Below are 15,833 nucleotides of genomic sequence, written 5' to 3' on the forward strand. Positions count from 1 at the left end.
TTCCTACTTTTGTACTTGTATGATATGGGATGGGCTTGTGTTACGAATATGGACAAGAATGTCAAACCGCTCCCGCAGGGGCACATTGAAAAATAGCGGCAGGCCCGGTACAAATCGCGCCCCTATGCTGAGGAACGGCTGCTCTTCCTTCACCCATCGACCTGCCTCTCCCTTCAGTTGGCGTGCATCCAGTAGGAACTTCTCGTATGATACTTTCCCGAATATAGCGTTCGTACTATTCTTTTGCTGCGGTATCACATCCGTTGTAATCTTCCCGCCGCTGGCATCCGGATCGATCTCGCCGAACAGCGTCAAGCGCCCTTCCGTCGTTGAGGTTCCAATGGTGACGTACTGATTACCTACAAGTTCTTTCAGGAACTCACCGGCTGGTTTCGGATACCATTCCTTATCAATAGCACGCTTAGTTAAGTGATTATTATGGCCCCACACCATTGTCTTCCCACCGAATGTTTCATTTGCCCATATAGCCTGTTCCGCCAGATATTGCTCGTGAAGAGTGACCAAGGACGTATAATCCTCCGGAATCAACATGGTTGTAAAATTCTTTATTGCTTTTGCCGTCCCTTTCACCCATTCAAGCTCGTATGAATCCGATTGTTTTTTGTTGTCTACAGTCACTTTCTCAAGCAATTGGACAACTCTCTCTGCATTTGCCTGTAACCGCGCCTTCTTCTCAGGAGTCAGCTTCATATAATCCACCACATTGGCAGTTGCCGACGACAGATCCTTATAGCTTTTCTCAACTTCAGACAATATATGGGGATGATGTTTCTTCACATAGTTAATGACTTTATTGTAGGCGTTCTTGTCAAGCGACTTCAGATCGAGTCCGATAAATTGAATCTTATTCTTGTTCTTTGAATTGGCATTAAAGTCCTTCATCCACTCCACCATAGCGATAATCTCGTCGGTTGGATATAACATCTTCAAAAATTGCTTAGGATCTCCTTTCCCTGTATGGATATATTCATTCAGTTGTAAGCCATTCCCCCAATCTTCCTCCAGCCCGAAGTTCGTAAATCCCATCTCCGTAACCAAATATTTCACGAGGCGAAATTTCATCGTAAAAAGTTCAGAACTCCCATGAGTTGACTCCCCTAATCCTACATAGTGGGCTTTCCCGATCATCTTCTTAAGCGGCTTTAAATCTGCAAACGATTGAGTCGGATCAATTGTCTTCAATGGAAAAACCTGTGATTCAAAGGACTTCACAATACTATTTTGCGACGTCTGCACGGAACGAGTCACTTCTGTTGACTGAGCACCAGCATTCGAAGCTCCCCCAGCAACCAACAGCGCTGTGCTAACTACTGCAGCCATGCCACTAACCATCATTTTCTTCTTCATGTTATTCCACCTCAATTGAGTAATTTGATGAGCGCAATGAACCGCAAGCAAGGCTATGCGTCAATCGCTCAACCCGATTGTCATTCATTCCATATCACTTTTCCTAGTTACTCTCTGTCACCATTTTTGATGACACATACCTCATGTCATTTCGTTACAAGCCTCACTATGAATAATGACGCCCCATTGGCCATACTGAGTTTGCGAAAGATTGAGGGCATCAATATAAAAAATTTCTATGAGTCGAAAGGAAGGATGTAATTTTGAAATCGCGTGGAAACAAAAACACTTCGGATTTTGGGGAGGTGAAAGTACAACATGCCAGAAAAGGACTCAATCTATTTCTGGGCCTCTTATTCGTAATGTCACTGATCATGAATACGGCTGTCATCATGTCGGGAAATATTATGCTTATTGTTGTATACATGTTCGTACCGGCAATCGCTTCGATTCTAACCCGTCTCCTCTTGCGGGAAGGTTTTGCAGATGTATCCTTTCAGTTGGGCAGTGTAAAAGTATGGAGAGGGATCGGACTGGGCCTGCTCATTCCTATGCTCATCTGCGGAATCACCTATTCCACCGCCTGGATGAGTGGTATAGCCTCGTTCCAGCTTCCTGTGGGAGGTACCTTCGAAACGTACTATCATGCTCTTGGTCTGCAGTACTTGCCTACGCCGCTGAGCTTCGTGCTTATGGTCGTAGTGGCTGGCATTGCAGGAAGTATCATCAACCTCATTCCCGTTATGGGGGAAGAAGTCGGCTGGCGGGGATATATGTTGACACGTTTAGTTGAGGCCAAGGCTCCGCGTCCTATTTTGCTTAGCGGATTGATCTGGGCAACTTGGCATATTCCGATTGTCATATCTGGTATGTATGTGGCTGGATCATCTGTCCTTCTCTCTGTCCTAGGCATCTACCTGTGTATCATTCCGTTCAGTTATATTACCGCCCAATTGCGATTAGCCACTGGCAGCGTCTGGCCTTCTGTCATTATCCATACCTCATGGAATTCTGTAATCCAAGGCCCTTTCACTCGTGCAACAACAGGGGAGTTTTCTGAGGTCTGGATCGGTGAGTCGGGTCTCCTTACGGCATTTATCATTATCATTGCAGCAATTATAGTGTCACGAACAGTAAAAGTCCGAGAGTTGACGTGACTAGAAATGAAGCTTTCTACTCATTCTCATTGACGAAAAAGAGAGTAACGAATTGGATTGATCATAAATCCTCCTTAGCACTAAGGGGGATTTTATGTTGTGTCCAGCCGACATTTAGTATTTTTGTGAAAAAAAGAACAAGTTAGCTATTGACTTGTGAATTTCTGACCTCTGTATGAAATGAAACAAGGAGGCTATTGATTCTCTATCAATAGTTTCTCCTATATGCATCACTCCTCTTATTAAACAAACACTTCGGTTAGTATCCTTTTGAGAATAGCGATAGTTTTGCGACTCTCCCCCTCTTTGCCAGCTCTTCTTGAGCCCAACCTTTTTTCGCTCAACAAACTACATTTTTATTACGTAACAACAGCAACACATCTGGATAGGAACGTAATGGCATTTTTAATCGTAAGGATTTTTTACAATTTTTTTTGCAAGACAGATTATCACGCCAATGTAAAAGTACTCCGATATATAATAGAAGAATCAACCGAACAAGTAAATTGATGGAACCACCAAGAGAATGTGCATTACAATAGAGGGAGCTTTTGGGTAATAAGCAAGAGCTTCAGGTCATGATCGAAATCAACAAGAGGAACGAGGCCATGGGAGTATGGAGAGAAAAGTGAAAATTATCGGTACGGGGGTATATTTACCGAAGCAGCGCGTTACTTCGGATGAAATGGATCGGAAGCTTGGCGTACCCGCCGGGTGGTCCTTGAAAAAGTCGGAGGTTCGCGTACGATATTTTGTTGAAAACGAAACAGCCGCCGAGATGGGGGCGTTCGCTGCGCAAGCCGCGCTGCAGGATGCGGGACTTACCTTCGCTGACATCGACTGCATCGTATGCGCGAGCGGTACAATGCAGCAGCCGATTCCATGCACAGCGGCTTTGATACAGCAAGCAATGGGGAAAGGAAACTCCGGGGTGCCGTCTTTTGACATTAATTCGACCTGCCTTAGCTTCCTAGCCGCGCTCGACGTCATGTCGTATCTGATTGCCGCTGGACGCTATCAGCGTATCCTCATCGTCTCGACAGAGGTAGCCTCAGTCGGCCTGAACTGGGAGCATAAAGAAAGCGCGGTTCTATTCGGCGATGGCGCCGCTGCCGTTATCGTAGGCCAAGCGACAGCATACGAGCAATCTCGTATCGCAGCCTCATTAATAGAAACCTATAGTACCGGAGCCTCATACTCCGAGATACGTGGTGGAGGTACGGGGCTGCACGCAAAATATTACGATGATGCTCGAATGAGCGACTATATGTTCCATATGGATGGTCAGCCGATTTATAAAATGGCGTCCAAGCTGCTGCCTGACTTCCTTGAACGGCTGCTCGGATCGGGAAATACGACAATGTCGCAATTCCCGCTTATCATACCGCACCAAGGCAGCGCTATGGCGATGCGCCTGATTAGCCGCAAGCTGGGCATTGCTCCAGAGCAGCTCATGAACATTACATCGGATCACGGCAATACGATTGCCGCTTCGATTCCGATGGGATTGCATGAGGCCATTCACCAAGGGCGGGTGCAGCGGGGAGACCGTATTCTGCTGCTTGGAACTTCTGCCGGGCTGTCATTGGGAGGGCTGGTGCTTGAATATTAGCAGTTCTAGCAGTCCGTCCAAGGATATACCGCCGGATGGGAGGCGAACTGTCCTAATTACCGGCAGCCGCTCCCCCGTCTCCTTGGAACTGGCGCGGCTATTGGGTGGTGCTGGGCACCGGATCATCATGGCTGATAGCTTGCTCGTCACAATAGGCTCGGCCTCCCGCTTTGTCACCCGCCATTACTGTTATCCGCCTCCCCGCCATGAACAAGAGCGGTTCCTAGCTATGATAGAGCGTATCGTGATAGACGAGCAGGTGGATTGCGTAATTCCGACCTGCGAGGAAGTGTTCTATCTAGCACAGAGACAGCGGGCATGGCCCAATGGATGCGAGCTATTTGCTCCTCCGTGGGAGATGCTTAAGCAGCTTCATCATAAGGGACAATTCATCGAAATGATCCGGCAAGCTGGCTTACACGCACCTTCGACACAGCTGCTGACATCACAAGCGGAAGCATGCGGCTACATACAGGCGCTTGGGGAAGATGCTGCCGTGCTGAAGCCGGCCTACTCGCGCTTCGCGAGCCGTGTATTATTCGTACGGGCTGGCTATGCCCTGCCGGACGACATCCTAATCACCCCGGACTATCCTTGGGTTGGACAGCAATATATTCACGGGACATTGTATTGCACGTACAGCATTGTCCGCGATGGCTCTGTACGTGCTCATGCCTGCTACCCCTCCAAATTCACGGCGGGTGCAGGGGCAAGCATCGCCTTCAAGCATGAGCCGCAGGCCGATCTGCTGGCATGGGTGCAACGATTTGTCGCCCCGCTTCGATATACGGGACAGATTGCGTTTGACTTTATCGTCACGCCGGAACGGAACATCTACCCTATCGAGTGCAATCCCCGCGCTACAAGCGGCGTCCACTGCTTTACCGCATCCGATCAGTTGGACAAAGCGTTCTTCGAGATGAATGGTGGGATAAATGGCGACACAGAGGTCGGCATGGACGGCTGCACAAATCACACTGCTAATCAAAATACATGTCTTAATGCAAATTTTGATGCAAATCTTGGCGAGCATCATGCGAGAGCCTACCCCATCGAGCCAACATCCACCCGCCCTGCCATGTTGACGCTCGCCATGCTGGCGTACGGCTGGAGGAGTCCTCGGCGGGGCTATTGGTTGAGGGAGCTATGGAAGGGGCAAGATGTCATCTTCCGCTGGCAGGATCCGAAGCCGTTTGTCGCGCAGGCCGTTATGCTATACCGCTTCTGGCGAGAGAGCATACAGCGCTCCATCTCACTGATAGAGGCCACTACATCAGATATAGAATGGAATGGTGAATCATCATGCGCCGACGAGCATTAGTGACGGGGGGAACCGGATTTCTAGGGCAGCGGCTAGCATTAAGATTGGTCGAAGAGGGCTATACCGTCAGCGCCATTGGCCGCAATACGCATGTAGGCCATGAGCTGGAACGAATGGGTGTCCGATTTATTCCGCTTGAGTTAGGCGATGCCGAGCGGATTAAGGAGATATGCCACGGTCAAGATACCGTCTTCCACTGCGCGGCACTGTCTGCTCCATGGGGCGCATATGCCGACTTCTACGCCAGCAACGTCATAGGTACGCGCCATGTCGTGGAAGGATGCGTAAGCGGCGGGGCCCGTCTTGTGCATGTATCAACGCCGAGCATTTACTGGAGTTGGCGTGACCGATTGAATATTAAGGAGACGGATCCACTGCCTTCTAAACAGGCTACGGCCTATTCTGCCACGAAGCTGCTAGCCGAGCGGGAGGTGGATCAGGCCGTAGAAGAGGCTGGGCTGCACGCCATTACGCTGCGGCCGCGCGCGATCTACGGTCCAGGTGACCGCGCCATCCTCCCACGGCTCATAGAGGCGAACCGAGGCGGCTATATGCCGCTCATTCGCGGCGGCCGGTCGATGCTCGACGTTACGTATGTCGACAACGTGGTCGATGCGCTGCTGCTAGCCGCCGAAGCTTACCCGGCTGCGCTTGGCGGCAAGTACAATATTACGAACGGCGAGCCCAGCCTGCTGAATGATTTGCTGGCTAAGCTTTTCGCCCTGCTCGAAATGCCGTTCCGCCCCATCCCGCTCGCTTACCCGATCGCTTCGGCGGCGGCCGGGATGCTGGAGCTTAACGCCCGCTGGTTTGCCAGAGGCAAGGAGCCGAAGCTTACCCGGTATACGGTTGGACTAATCGGACGGAGTCAGACGCTCGACATTACGGCTGCCCGCGAGATGTTGGGTTATAAGCCTAGGATCTGTATCGAGGAAGGCATGAAGCGATTTGCTGAAGCATGGGTACAAGAAGGAGGCTCGTCAGCTGCATGGACGTGAACAAAGGAGCCATAAAAGAAGTTTCCGTGAACTTGATGACCGCAGGGTACTGCACGCACCGGGAATGGCTTACGATTCAAGGCGGGAGCGGCGCTTCCGTGCGCTTTCCGGCCATGTTCGCCTATATCGAGCACCCGCGGCTCGGATCAATCCTGTTCGACACCGGCTATTCCACACGCTTCTTTCAGGCTACATCAGCCTTTCCCGCGAGGCTGTATCGGTGGACGACGCCGGTCTATATCGGCGAAGATGAGAGTGCAGCCAATCAACTGCGCAATCTTGGCGTAATGCCGGAGGACGTGCGGACGATTATTTTGTCGCACTTTCACGCAGATCATATCGGCGGTGTGTGCGATTTCGCGAATGCCGAGTTTTATTATTTGCGCGAGGCTTATCGTCCCCTGCAGGACATGTCTCCTTTCCAAGCTACGAAAGCCGGCTTTCTGCCTGGGCTATTGCCGGATCGATTCGGTGATCGATCCCGTCTTATTGAGGAGACATGCAGCCAAATAAACTTGGACGAGGGATATGCGCCCTTCACAGAGGGATACGATCTGTTCGGGGACGGTAGCATCATCGGCATCAACCTATCGGGGCATGCGCTGGGTCAGCTTGGCCTGCTTCTGCGCTCTGCAGGGCATGAATACTTCCTCTGCGCCGACGCTGCTTGGTCAACGGCAGCCTATGCATCGCATCGGCGTCCGAAGTCCATCGTCAAGTTGATCAAAGCGGATTGGCAGCAATATAAGGACAACCTTCACCGATTACATATCCTGCATCGTAGGCGACCGGATCTTCGCATCATCCCAACGCACTGCCGGGAAGCCGAACAGTGGTACGTAACAAGCCCTAAGGTTCAAGGAGGTGCTCAGCGTGGATAAAGGAACGATGATCGCTGCCCGGGAATATATCCGTACGAAGTACGGACGAAGCTGGAGCAGCAGGGAAGCACTGGAGCGGTGGCAGCATCGTCAAGTGATGAAGCATCTGGGGCGAATCAGGCAGTGCTCCCCCTTCTTCCGCGAGCGCATGGGCGAGCTCCCCGACGATCAGTGGCGCGGCATGCCAGTCATGGACAAGTTGCTGATGATGGAGCATTTCGATGCCCTTAATACCGCTGGCGTACGAAAGGAGGAAGCGTTCGCCATGGCACTGGCAGCTGAGGAGAGCCGCGACTTCACTCCTGAATGGAATGGCATTACCGTTGGTATGTCCTCGGGGACGTCAGGCAATCGCGGCCTCTTCCTCGTCAGCCCACAGGAGAGTATGGCATGGGCCGGAGCGATGCTCGCTAAGGCTCTGCCTGGTTCCGTATTGGCTCGGGAGCGCATCGCGCTCTTCCTGCGCGCCAACAGCAACTTGTACGGGAGCGTGAGCAAGCGGCGGCTGCAGTTCGCCTACTTCGACCTGCTCGACCCGTTGGAGGAGCAGGTTATGCGACTGAACACTTACGCCCCTACCCTGCTCGTCGCGCCGCCGTCTATGCTCCGCATGCTTGCAGAGCAGCTGGAGCAGGGCCTGCTCGCGATACGTCCACGCAAGCTTTTTGCCGTAGCTGAAGTCCTTGATCCGCTCGATGAAGCGATAATTAGCGCGGCGTTCCAGCAACCCGTGCACCAAATCTATCAATGCACGGAAGGCTTTCTCGGCATTACGTGTGGACATGGGACGCTTCACTTGAACGAAGACCTCGTCTTCGTAGAGAAAGAGTGGCTAGACAAGCGCGAAAGAAAATTCACACCGATTATTACTGACTTCCGGCGTATGACTCAGCCGATCGTTCGTTATCGGCTGGACGATGTCTTGACAGAGAGAAACGAGCCTTGTCCGTGCGGATCTCCCTTCACTGCACTGGAGCGCATCGAAGGGCGTCACGATGATATGTTTTATATGCCTTCACTAAGAGACGGCACTCTTACGACTGTATTTCCCGATTTTATTCGCCGTGCAATTCTGTCCGCCTCATCGAAGATTGAACACTATGCGGCGGTGCAGCATTCGCCAACGCACATCACGGTGGCGCTGCAAGTGCCTACGCAATATCGGACAGCATGTGAACGGGACATTATGCTCGAACTACATAAGCTGTGTGCAATCGTTCAGTGTGCAGCGCCTGACATTCAATTTACCGAGTGGAAGCCGCAGCCTGCCGGGCACAAGCTGCGCCGGATCGAGAGGAAGTTTACAGTATGAGTATCGCAGTTCTATATGATGCAGCGAATATCGATCGGCTGCCTTGGCCGAACGATGAGGAGGGGCATGCGGCTAAGGCATGGATAGAGCCATGGATACGACATGGGCCGGAACGCGACGTGGATAATATTCAGACCCGGATGTTGGCGATCCTCATCGACGACCAATTTGTGCTGCCGATTACCGTTAATGAACGAGAGTACGACAACGCATATGTATGCTCGCCGTATACGCACTATGTTACTTATGCGAAGCAAGAGCTCGGCATGCTGAAGCAGCCGCTGCTGGAACGGCCGCTTGCGTGGCTGTTAAGTGGAATCGGATTAGGAATGAAGTTTGCGCAGTGCAATCGCGTCGTGCATGTGAACAATTGGCTGCTGTCTACGAATCTGTATCCACGTATGACGGCAGAGCACGTATTAGCCATCATCCCCCTGCTGCAAGCTCGGTTCCCCGATCACTCGATCGTGTTCCGTTCGTTGAATCGCCACTACTACCCGGAGCTGTGTCGCAGTTTGGAGGAAACCGGATGTGCGCTTGTGCCTAGCCGCCAAATCTATTGCTTGGATACCCGCGATTCCAGATCTCAGAATGCCAAGGAGAGATGGTTAATTAAGCGCGATGAGGGGCTGCTGACGAAGCACGGATACGAGATCGTTCGGCATGAAGAGCTTGTACCGGCCGATATTCCCCGCATGGTTCAACTGTACAACTTGCTCTATATCGATAAATATTCACCGTGCAATCCGCAGTTTAATGAGCGCTTCTTCGCACATGCACTGGCGACGAAGACACTGCGCTTCCTCGCTCTGCGCACATCGAAGGGGCGAATAGACGGCATCATGGGTTACTTCTGCCGCAACGGTATACTGACGACGCCAATCTTCGGTTACGATACCGCCCTTCCGCTGGAAACAGGCCTGTACCGCATGCTCTCCGCTGTCCTGTTCCGTGAGGCGCAGCGACTTGGCATGCAATGGAACGAGAGCTCGGGCGCAGCGCAGTTCAAACGCAACCGGGGAGCTACTGGGCATTGGGAATATTCAGCCATCATGGATCGGCATCTGCCTGTGTACCGCCGTAGCTGCTGGTCGTTCATCTCCTTGGCCGCCAATCGAATCGGCGTTCCACTAATGGAACGACATAAATTATGAGGTTACAGACGAGAAAGGAGGATTCCTTTTGGCAAGACCACAGACGAAGTTGCAGCATTCTGCAGCTTCCCCTTCGCGGCCAATCGCTGTCGTGACCGGTACGTCCAGCGGCTTCGGGCTCTACACGAGTGTCGCGCTGGCGAGCGCAGGATATGATGTCGTGGCGACGATGCGTAATACGGCCAAGCATGGGAAGCTGCTTGCTGAAGCACAAACATGCGGCGTCTCCGCATACATCCATGTGCTGCCTCTTGATGTCACGAATCAGGAGAGTATTGAAGCAGCATTCGTGTATATTCTCCAGCATTACGGCAGGGTCGATTTGCTCGTGAACAATGCGGGCTACGCTGCAGGTGGATACGTCGAGGAGGTGGACATGGACGCTTGGCGCGCCCAACTGGAGACCAATTTTTTCGGCACGGTCGCCGTTACGCGCGCAGTGTTACCTATCATGCGGGAACAAGGCAGTGGAACCATTGTGAATGTGAGCAGCATTAGCGGCCGATATGCTTTTCCAGGCTACGCCCCATATGCCGCCTCCAAGTTCGCCGTCGAAGGCTTTACAGAGGCGCTGCGGCTTGAGATGCTGCCATTTGGCGTATATGCCGTACTGGTTGAACCAGGCTCCTACAAAACGGATATATGGGAAAAGGGATTCTCCTCTATCCAATTACGCGAGAATTCGCCGTACAGCAAGCTGCTTCAAGCGGTTCTGCAATTCTCGAAGCGCAGCTCTGAAACGGCTCCTCCTCCGCAGGAGGTGGCGCGTCACATCGTCAAGATTGCGCGCACGCCAAGACCGAATCTACGCTATTTCATGGGTCGAGGGGCGATGCCCCTGCGCCTTATCCGTCTATTGCCATGGAAGTGCTATGAGAAGCTCGTACTGTGGGCTTTACGACGATAGACAAAGAGGCTGTGCCCAGTGTACATGTTGGGCCAGCCTCCTTTTTAACAGGTAATTGATGAACCGTCAATTCTTACTCTTTGTATTTATTTCTTTATAACCGGAATCCATACCTCGCTGCGATAGTCCTCTGCCCACGGATCCCCTGGAGGATACAGCTCGAAATCAGGACCTTCGGCTTGCTCGTAGTCTGTAGCTGGGAACCATTCCTGATAGATGCGGTTCCATACTTCTTGAATGGAACCAGGCATTGGACCCGTTGAGGTGAATATAGCCCACGTCGCAGCTGGAATTTGAATCAATTCATACTCGCCTTCTGATTCTGTCCGATCCGTCTCTACTGCAATCGCGTAGTTAAAGACCTCCCCACCCGGCTGCGCGCCATAGCAAATGCCTAGGGTATCTTGATTTTTGCCCAGCGCAGCAATTTTAGCGACGCTTCCATCCGCGTGACTATCTTGCCAAAACTTCGGAATCTCGATCGAATTTTCTCCCTCTTTCGTGGTCGTCTGGATCGACTTTCCTACTACGGTAAACGCCTCTCTCTGTACAATTCTATAATCCATTTCTTTGTCTCCCTTCAATGATAGGTGGAAGGAAATGCGAGGAAAGGCCTTCAGCTGGACACCCGAATTTCGAGCCTCGGAGGGCGAGATGCCGTGCAGCTTGCGGAACGCCTTAGAGAACGATTCTGGCGAATCGTAGCAATACTTCATCGCGACATCGATCACTTTAGAGCCACTCATTGCTAACTCTTGAGCCGCCAAGGTTAAGCGCCGTTTCCGTATATACTCAGCCACTGTCATACCAGTCACCATATAGAACATCCGCTGAAAGTGGTAGGGAGAAGAATACGCTGCCTTCGCAAGCTCCGCCATATCCAAAGGCTCCAGCATCTTCGCTTCGATTAAATCAAGCGCCGACATCATTCGATTCAGCCATTCCATTCGCAATTGCTCCTCTCTGAGTACATCTTATCAAGGCTACCTCTTGCCATCCTGTCATTCTGTGCGATCGTGTGACAGACCTATCATCTGTTCGTATCATTTCCCCTACTTATCCTCATCTATAATCAACCCGTACAATGCCTAAATCATCGAATTAGCATCAGCTATGAACTAAGGTTCGACTTTAGCCCTACAATCCATCATTTTGCGAACGAGTCCACCATCCATTGCGAGAACTTTTCTTTTTCTTCAAATTGCGGATAATGAGCGGATTGATCGTATGTGATAAATTCCTTTTTAGCTGCATTGATTTGATCAAAATATGTTTTGGCTGCTTTCGCAGATGTCATGTAATCGTACTGCCCCATAATGAAATAGACCGGTACATCCAGCTTGGTAACAAATGTAGGCAATGGCTTCTTCAATGCCTGCCCTATCAATACTTCTTGTGCATTCGAGACACTGCGATAAAAACGGATGCGATCCAGCAAGTTATACTCCGGTCCGAACAAGCCTCTATCCATGTCTGCATTCACATCAATCAATCTTGCCGTACCGCCATATTTGCGCACATAATTGCGTGGAGTTAATTGTTCTCCGCTTTGCACTTTTTCCGTTAATCCTTGCAAGAACTCCACATCGGTTGTGTCGCCACTCATTTTTGCTTGATCAAGCGTGAACTGCAATGCATCCTTTTCACTTTCTGTAACATTAGACATCTGTCCGATGCCAATATAGGCTTTATATTTCTCAGGTGCTTGCTGTGCAGCTTGTATGCCAATATAAGTACCGAAGGAATGGCCCGCTAATATGACCTTCTCTTGATGGAAACGAGCCGATATGTAATCTGTCAAAGCCAGTACATCTTTCACTAATAGATCCGTAGACAGATTGGAATAATCCTCTCCAAAATGATACGACTTTCCTCCGGCTCTCTGGTCATAACGAACAACTGTGAAATGCTTCTCCAATATGTCTTGGTATTTGGTTACATAGGGGATTTCCGATACAGCCGGTCCACCGTGCAAGAAAATGACAACCGGATTATTCTTATCCTGTCCCCGTATCATCAATTCATGGCCCGTTCCATTAATTTCGACTTCCTCAAGCACGCTTATACTGTTTGCGCCCTCTATACTAGGAGTCCATGTGGGAAAAACCAATGCTATCCCAACCAATAAAAGAATGGCTACTCCGATGTAAATGAATGCTTTTCTAACTTTTTTCACAGTTTCAGCTCCCTAGTCCTGATAGACACCCTCGTCTTATCATCCGATGATCCATACGAATGATGCTCTTCCATCATTGTAGTCGAGGAAAAATTTGAGAGAGTCGTACAAACGTCGGGAATTATACTGGACTAGGGTCGGGGAAAAGGGATAGCACAGTGCCCGCTTCCCCATTCCGTATATATTCCACTTCAATAGTGCCCATAGGTTAGTCCAGTATTTCGTTGAAAAGGAGTCCTTCTCCTTTTATTTTTATGATTTTTAGACGCTTCGTGTTTTTAATAAATGTTCCCCCTTTCATTCTAACAATAAGCGCTTCCCATAATCTAGATTCAGTCTTAGAAAATCCTATAGCCATGTTCACCATTCATGAGTCGCTATCTGTAATCGAATCATAGATGGATGGGAATGCGGATGGGCGGGCAAGATTGAAATGAGCGACTGGCCGAGGATAACAAGCACCACAAACGGGACAGCTTTTTGTTGTTCTTTTAAACTAACTATAGTTATGTTACTATACATTATAAAGCAATATCTAAATAAAGGAGGCGAACACGATGACCGATAAACCGGTTGTTGATCTGGAAATTGGAATTAGTACGTTTTTGGAGGCATCGACGGATCCGGTGACAGGTGAGCGCATTAGCCATACCGAGCGAATTCGTCGGTCGGTAGAAGAGATTGTTCTTGCCGATCAGGTCGGACTTGACGTCTACGGCATCGGCGAGCACCACCGGTATGAGTATGCTTCTTCGGCCCCAGCGGTCATCCTGGCGGCAGCGGCGGCACAAACGAAACATATTCGGCTGACCAGCGCCGTGACCGTCCTGTCCTCCGATGATCCGGTACGCGTCTATCAACAGTTTGCGACGCTGGATGCCATCTCGAACGGACGCGCCGAGATTATGGCCGGCCGCGGCTCGTTCATTGAATCCTTCCCGCTGTTCGGCTACAACTTGAATGATTACGATCAATTGTATGAAGAGAATCTGGAGCTTCTGCTCGCTATCCGGGAGTCAGAGAAGGTAAGCTGGCGAGGCAGCCGTCATCGTGCGGCTATTGACAATCTTGGCGTGTACCCACGGGCCGTTCAGGAACCGCTTCCCGTCTGGATTGCCACCGGCGGTAACGCAGAATCTTCCGTCCGAGCCGGCAGACTCGGCTTGCCGGTTGCTTATGCGATCATTGGCGGCATGCCGGAGCGCTTTGCGCCGCTTGTCGAGCTCTATAAGAGATCCGCGGCTAAGGCTGGACACGATGTGAACAAGCTGCAAATTGCAACCCACTCACATGGCATTGTAGCTGATACCGCCGAGAAGGCGGCAGATCTTCTGTTCCCAGGGACACAAGCGATGATGAACAAGCTCGGACGTGAGCGTGGCTGGGGAGCTCAGTACACACGCGCAACCTTCGATGAGGACAGCAAGTTGCGAGGCTGCCTCTATGTCGGCGATCCAGAGCACGTCGCTGAGAAAATCGTATTGCTCCACCGCAACTTGGGCGTGACGCGCTTCTTCCTGCACTGTGACATTGGTTCAATTCCGCACCATGATATCATGCGCTCGATTGAACTGCTCGGCACCAAGGTCGCCCCGCTCGTACGGAAGGAGCTTGCACGTGCCGAGGGCAAAGCGTAAGAATTAATGGCATAAGGAATGATTCCCGCAGAAGGTAGCGCGTCAAATCGTCAAGATTTCACGAGACCAAGCCCGAAGCTTCGGTATTTCACGGGTCGGGGGGCGACGCCACTTCACCTTCACCCAGGATTTCTCAACAATCTAAAGGCGTGCCCAGCAGGGCACGCCTTTAGACGAATTCTCATTTTTCATTGTTCTGAAACCACGTTTCAAAATCAACCTCATCGCTTTCATTCGTGCGTATTCCTCTAGCGGAAGCGGCTTGATCACTACGGTTAGGATTTCCTGCATGAGAAGATGAGTTCAAATGCAAGTTCCACCCTAATGTAATTAGGATAACGGCAAAAATCATATATTGTGCACAGCTTGTCATAAAGAAGTTTACAATTTCGTATCTATTTTCGCTGGCCACCATCTGATCCATCGCTATCATTTCGGAAATATAACCATAACTCTGGGACGCTGACCAGGCCGTATATAGCATCAGCAACCCAGCGAGAGCATATAGAACCATGCTCAAAATGGGAATCTTCTTTTTTCTCATGTTTTTCTTCTCTTTTCGCTATATTTTATAAAAAGTGCAGATAACTGAATGCCTGCTGTCAATGTTCAATTCTCACGGTCATGACTTATTGAGTTTCTCCAACTACAAACAGTCTTCCCGCATGTATCCCCAAAACCTCATCCGCAATCGATGTAACCTTCTTAGAGTGGGTAACGATAATGACACATTTACCTTCATCATGGGCAAGCGAAGTGAAAATCTTTAAAATCTCAGCTTCCGTATCTTTGTCCAAATTTCCGGTTGGCTCATCGGCTATGATAATATCTGGATGATGCGACAGTGCACGTGCGATTCCAATGCGCTGCTGTTCGCCACCCGACAACTTCAGTACCGGACGATCGGCTGTTTCACGGTCAATTCCAACTTTATCAAGAATTCCATAGGCAAACGCTTTCTTATCCTTTTCAGGGCTCTTGCTGATGTTCATCGAAAGCACAATATTTTGAACCGCCGTAGCGTTTGTCAGCAGGTTATATGCCTGAAAGATCACTCCGATGCTCTTAGCCCTGTATTCGTCGCGGTCAATTGTTTTCAGATCATCGTCTCGATATAAAATCGCGCCTTCCTTACAAGTATCAAGACCCGCCATCAGCGACAACAGCGTGGATTTGCCAGAACCCGACTTGCCAATAATCGTATATACCTTGCCTGGTTCGAACGCTGTGCTTACCTCTTTCAGAACGTGATTTTTGGCGCCATCATATTTGTAGGAGACGTTTTGTAATGTCAATACACTCATATTTAT

General features: G+C 50.4%; 14 protein-coding genes. 9 read left to right on the forward strand and 5 right to left on the reverse strand.

Annotation, left to right across the window (positions count from 1 at the left end; genetic code table 11):
* Nucleotides 1-3 precede the first annotated feature (3 nt).
* A complete protein-coding gene (locus tag PBN151_RS03245) occupies nt 4-1,368 on the reverse strand; it encodes an erythromycin esterase family protein (RefSeq protein ID WP_072727632.1) in 1,365 nt (454 codons plus the stop codon).
* A 263-nt stretch (nt 1,369-1,631) separates the two neighbouring features.
* Here PBN151_RS03245 and PBN151_RS03250 point away from each other — a divergent pair, with 263 nt between their 5' ends.
* The 8 genes from PBN151_RS03250 (at nt 1,632) to PBN151_RS03285 (ending at nt 10,710) form a co-directional block, all read left to right on the forward strand.
* Nucleotides 1,632-2,525, forward strand: a complete 894-nt coding sequence (locus PBN151_RS03250; protein WP_227774329.1) for a CPBP family intramembrane glutamic endopeptidase — start codon at nt 1,632-1,634, stop codon at nt 2,523-2,525.
* Nucleotides 2,526-3,141: 616 nt separating this feature from the next.
* Entirely contained in the window at nt 3,142-4,137 is a 996-nt protein-coding gene (locus PBN151_RS03255; RefSeq protein ID WP_072727633.1) for a beta-ketoacyl-ACP synthase III, read from the forward strand.
* Nucleotides 4,127-5,458, forward strand: a complete 1,332-nt coding sequence (locus tag PBN151_RS03260; protein ID WP_072727634.1) for an ATP-grasp domain-containing protein — start codon at nt 4,127-4,129, stop codon at nt 5,456-5,458. Before PBN151_RS03255 ends, PBN151_RS03260 begins: the two co-directional genes overlap by 11 nt.
* Nucleotides 5,440-6,456 (forward strand): NAD-dependent epimerase/dehydratase family protein, encoded by a 1,017-nt coding sequence (locus PBN151_RS03265; protein WP_072727635.1) that lies wholly within the window; start codon nt 5,440-5,442, stop codon nt 6,454-6,456. The genes PBN151_RS03260 and PBN151_RS03265 overlap by 19 nt, the downstream gene beginning before the upstream one ends.
* Nucleotides 6,447-7,337, forward strand: a complete 891-nt coding sequence (locus PBN151_RS03270; RefSeq protein WP_072727636.1) for an MBL fold metallo-hydrolase — start codon at nt 6,447-6,449, stop codon at nt 7,335-7,337. The genes PBN151_RS03265 and PBN151_RS03270 overlap by 10 nt, the downstream gene beginning before the upstream one ends.
* Entirely contained in the window at nt 7,330-8,649 is a 1,320-nt protein-coding gene (locus PBN151_RS03275; RefSeq protein WP_139295262.1) for a F390 synthetase-related protein, read from the forward strand. Before PBN151_RS03270 ends, PBN151_RS03275 begins: the two co-directional genes overlap by 8 nt.
* The gene (locus tag PBN151_RS03280) at nt 8,646-9,803 is read left to right on the forward strand and encodes a GNAT family N-acetyltransferase (protein WP_072727637.1); all 1,158 of its coding nucleotides are present in this window, start codon (nt 8,646-8,648) and stop codon (nt 9,801-9,803) included. The genes PBN151_RS03275 and PBN151_RS03280 overlap by 4 nt, the downstream gene beginning before the upstream one ends.
* A gap of 28 nt (nt 9,804-9,831) precedes the next feature.
* Entirely contained in the window at nt 9,832-10,710 is an 879-nt protein-coding gene (locus PBN151_RS03285; RefSeq protein ID WP_227774331.1) for an SDR family oxidoreductase, read from the forward strand.
* Nucleotides 10,711-10,796: 86 nt separating this feature from the next.
* Here the strand turns inward: PBN151_RS03285 and PBN151_RS03290 are convergent, their stop codons facing one another.
* Complete coding sequence (locus tag PBN151_RS03290) at nt 10,797-11,657, reverse strand: AraC family transcriptional regulator (protein ID WP_175560594.1); 861 nt, start codon at nt 11,655-11,657, stop codon at nt 10,797-10,799.
* 200 nt (nt 11,658-11,857) lie between these two features.
* Nucleotides 11,858-12,886, reverse strand: a complete 1,029-nt coding sequence (locus PBN151_RS03295; protein ID WP_072727639.1) for an alpha/beta fold hydrolase — start codon at nt 12,884-12,886, stop codon at nt 11,858-11,860.
* Nucleotides 12,887-13,443: 557 nt separating this feature from the next.
* Here PBN151_RS03295 and PBN151_RS03300 point away from each other — a divergent pair.
* Nucleotides 13,444-14,523 carry an LLM class flavin-dependent oxidoreductase gene (locus PBN151_RS03300; RefSeq protein WP_072727640.1) on the forward strand — a complete coding sequence of 360 codons (1,080 nt, stop codon included), beginning with the start codon at nt 13,444-13,446 and terminating at the stop codon, nt 14,521-14,523.
* Nucleotides 14,524-14,704: 181 nt separating this feature from the next.
* Here PBN151_RS03300 and PBN151_RS03305 read toward each other — a convergent pair whose 3' ends face one another.
* Nucleotides 14,705-15,067, reverse strand: a complete 363-nt coding sequence (locus PBN151_RS03305) for a hypothetical protein (protein ID WP_072727641.1) — start codon at nt 15,065-15,067, stop codon at nt 14,705-14,707.
* 85 nt (nt 15,068-15,152) lie between these two features.
* The gene (locus PBN151_RS03310) at nt 15,153-15,827 is read right to left on the reverse strand and encodes an ABC transporter ATP-binding protein (protein WP_072727642.1); all 675 of its coding nucleotides are present in this window, start codon (nt 15,825-15,827) and stop codon (nt 15,153-15,155) included.
* Nucleotides 15,828-15,833 lie beyond the last annotated feature (6 nt).

Source organism: Paenibacillus sp. NAIST15-1, assembly GCF_001894745.1.
Classification (GTDB): Bacteria; Bacillota; Bacilli; order Paenibacillales; family Paenibacillaceae; genus Paenibacillus_B; species Paenibacillus_B suaedae.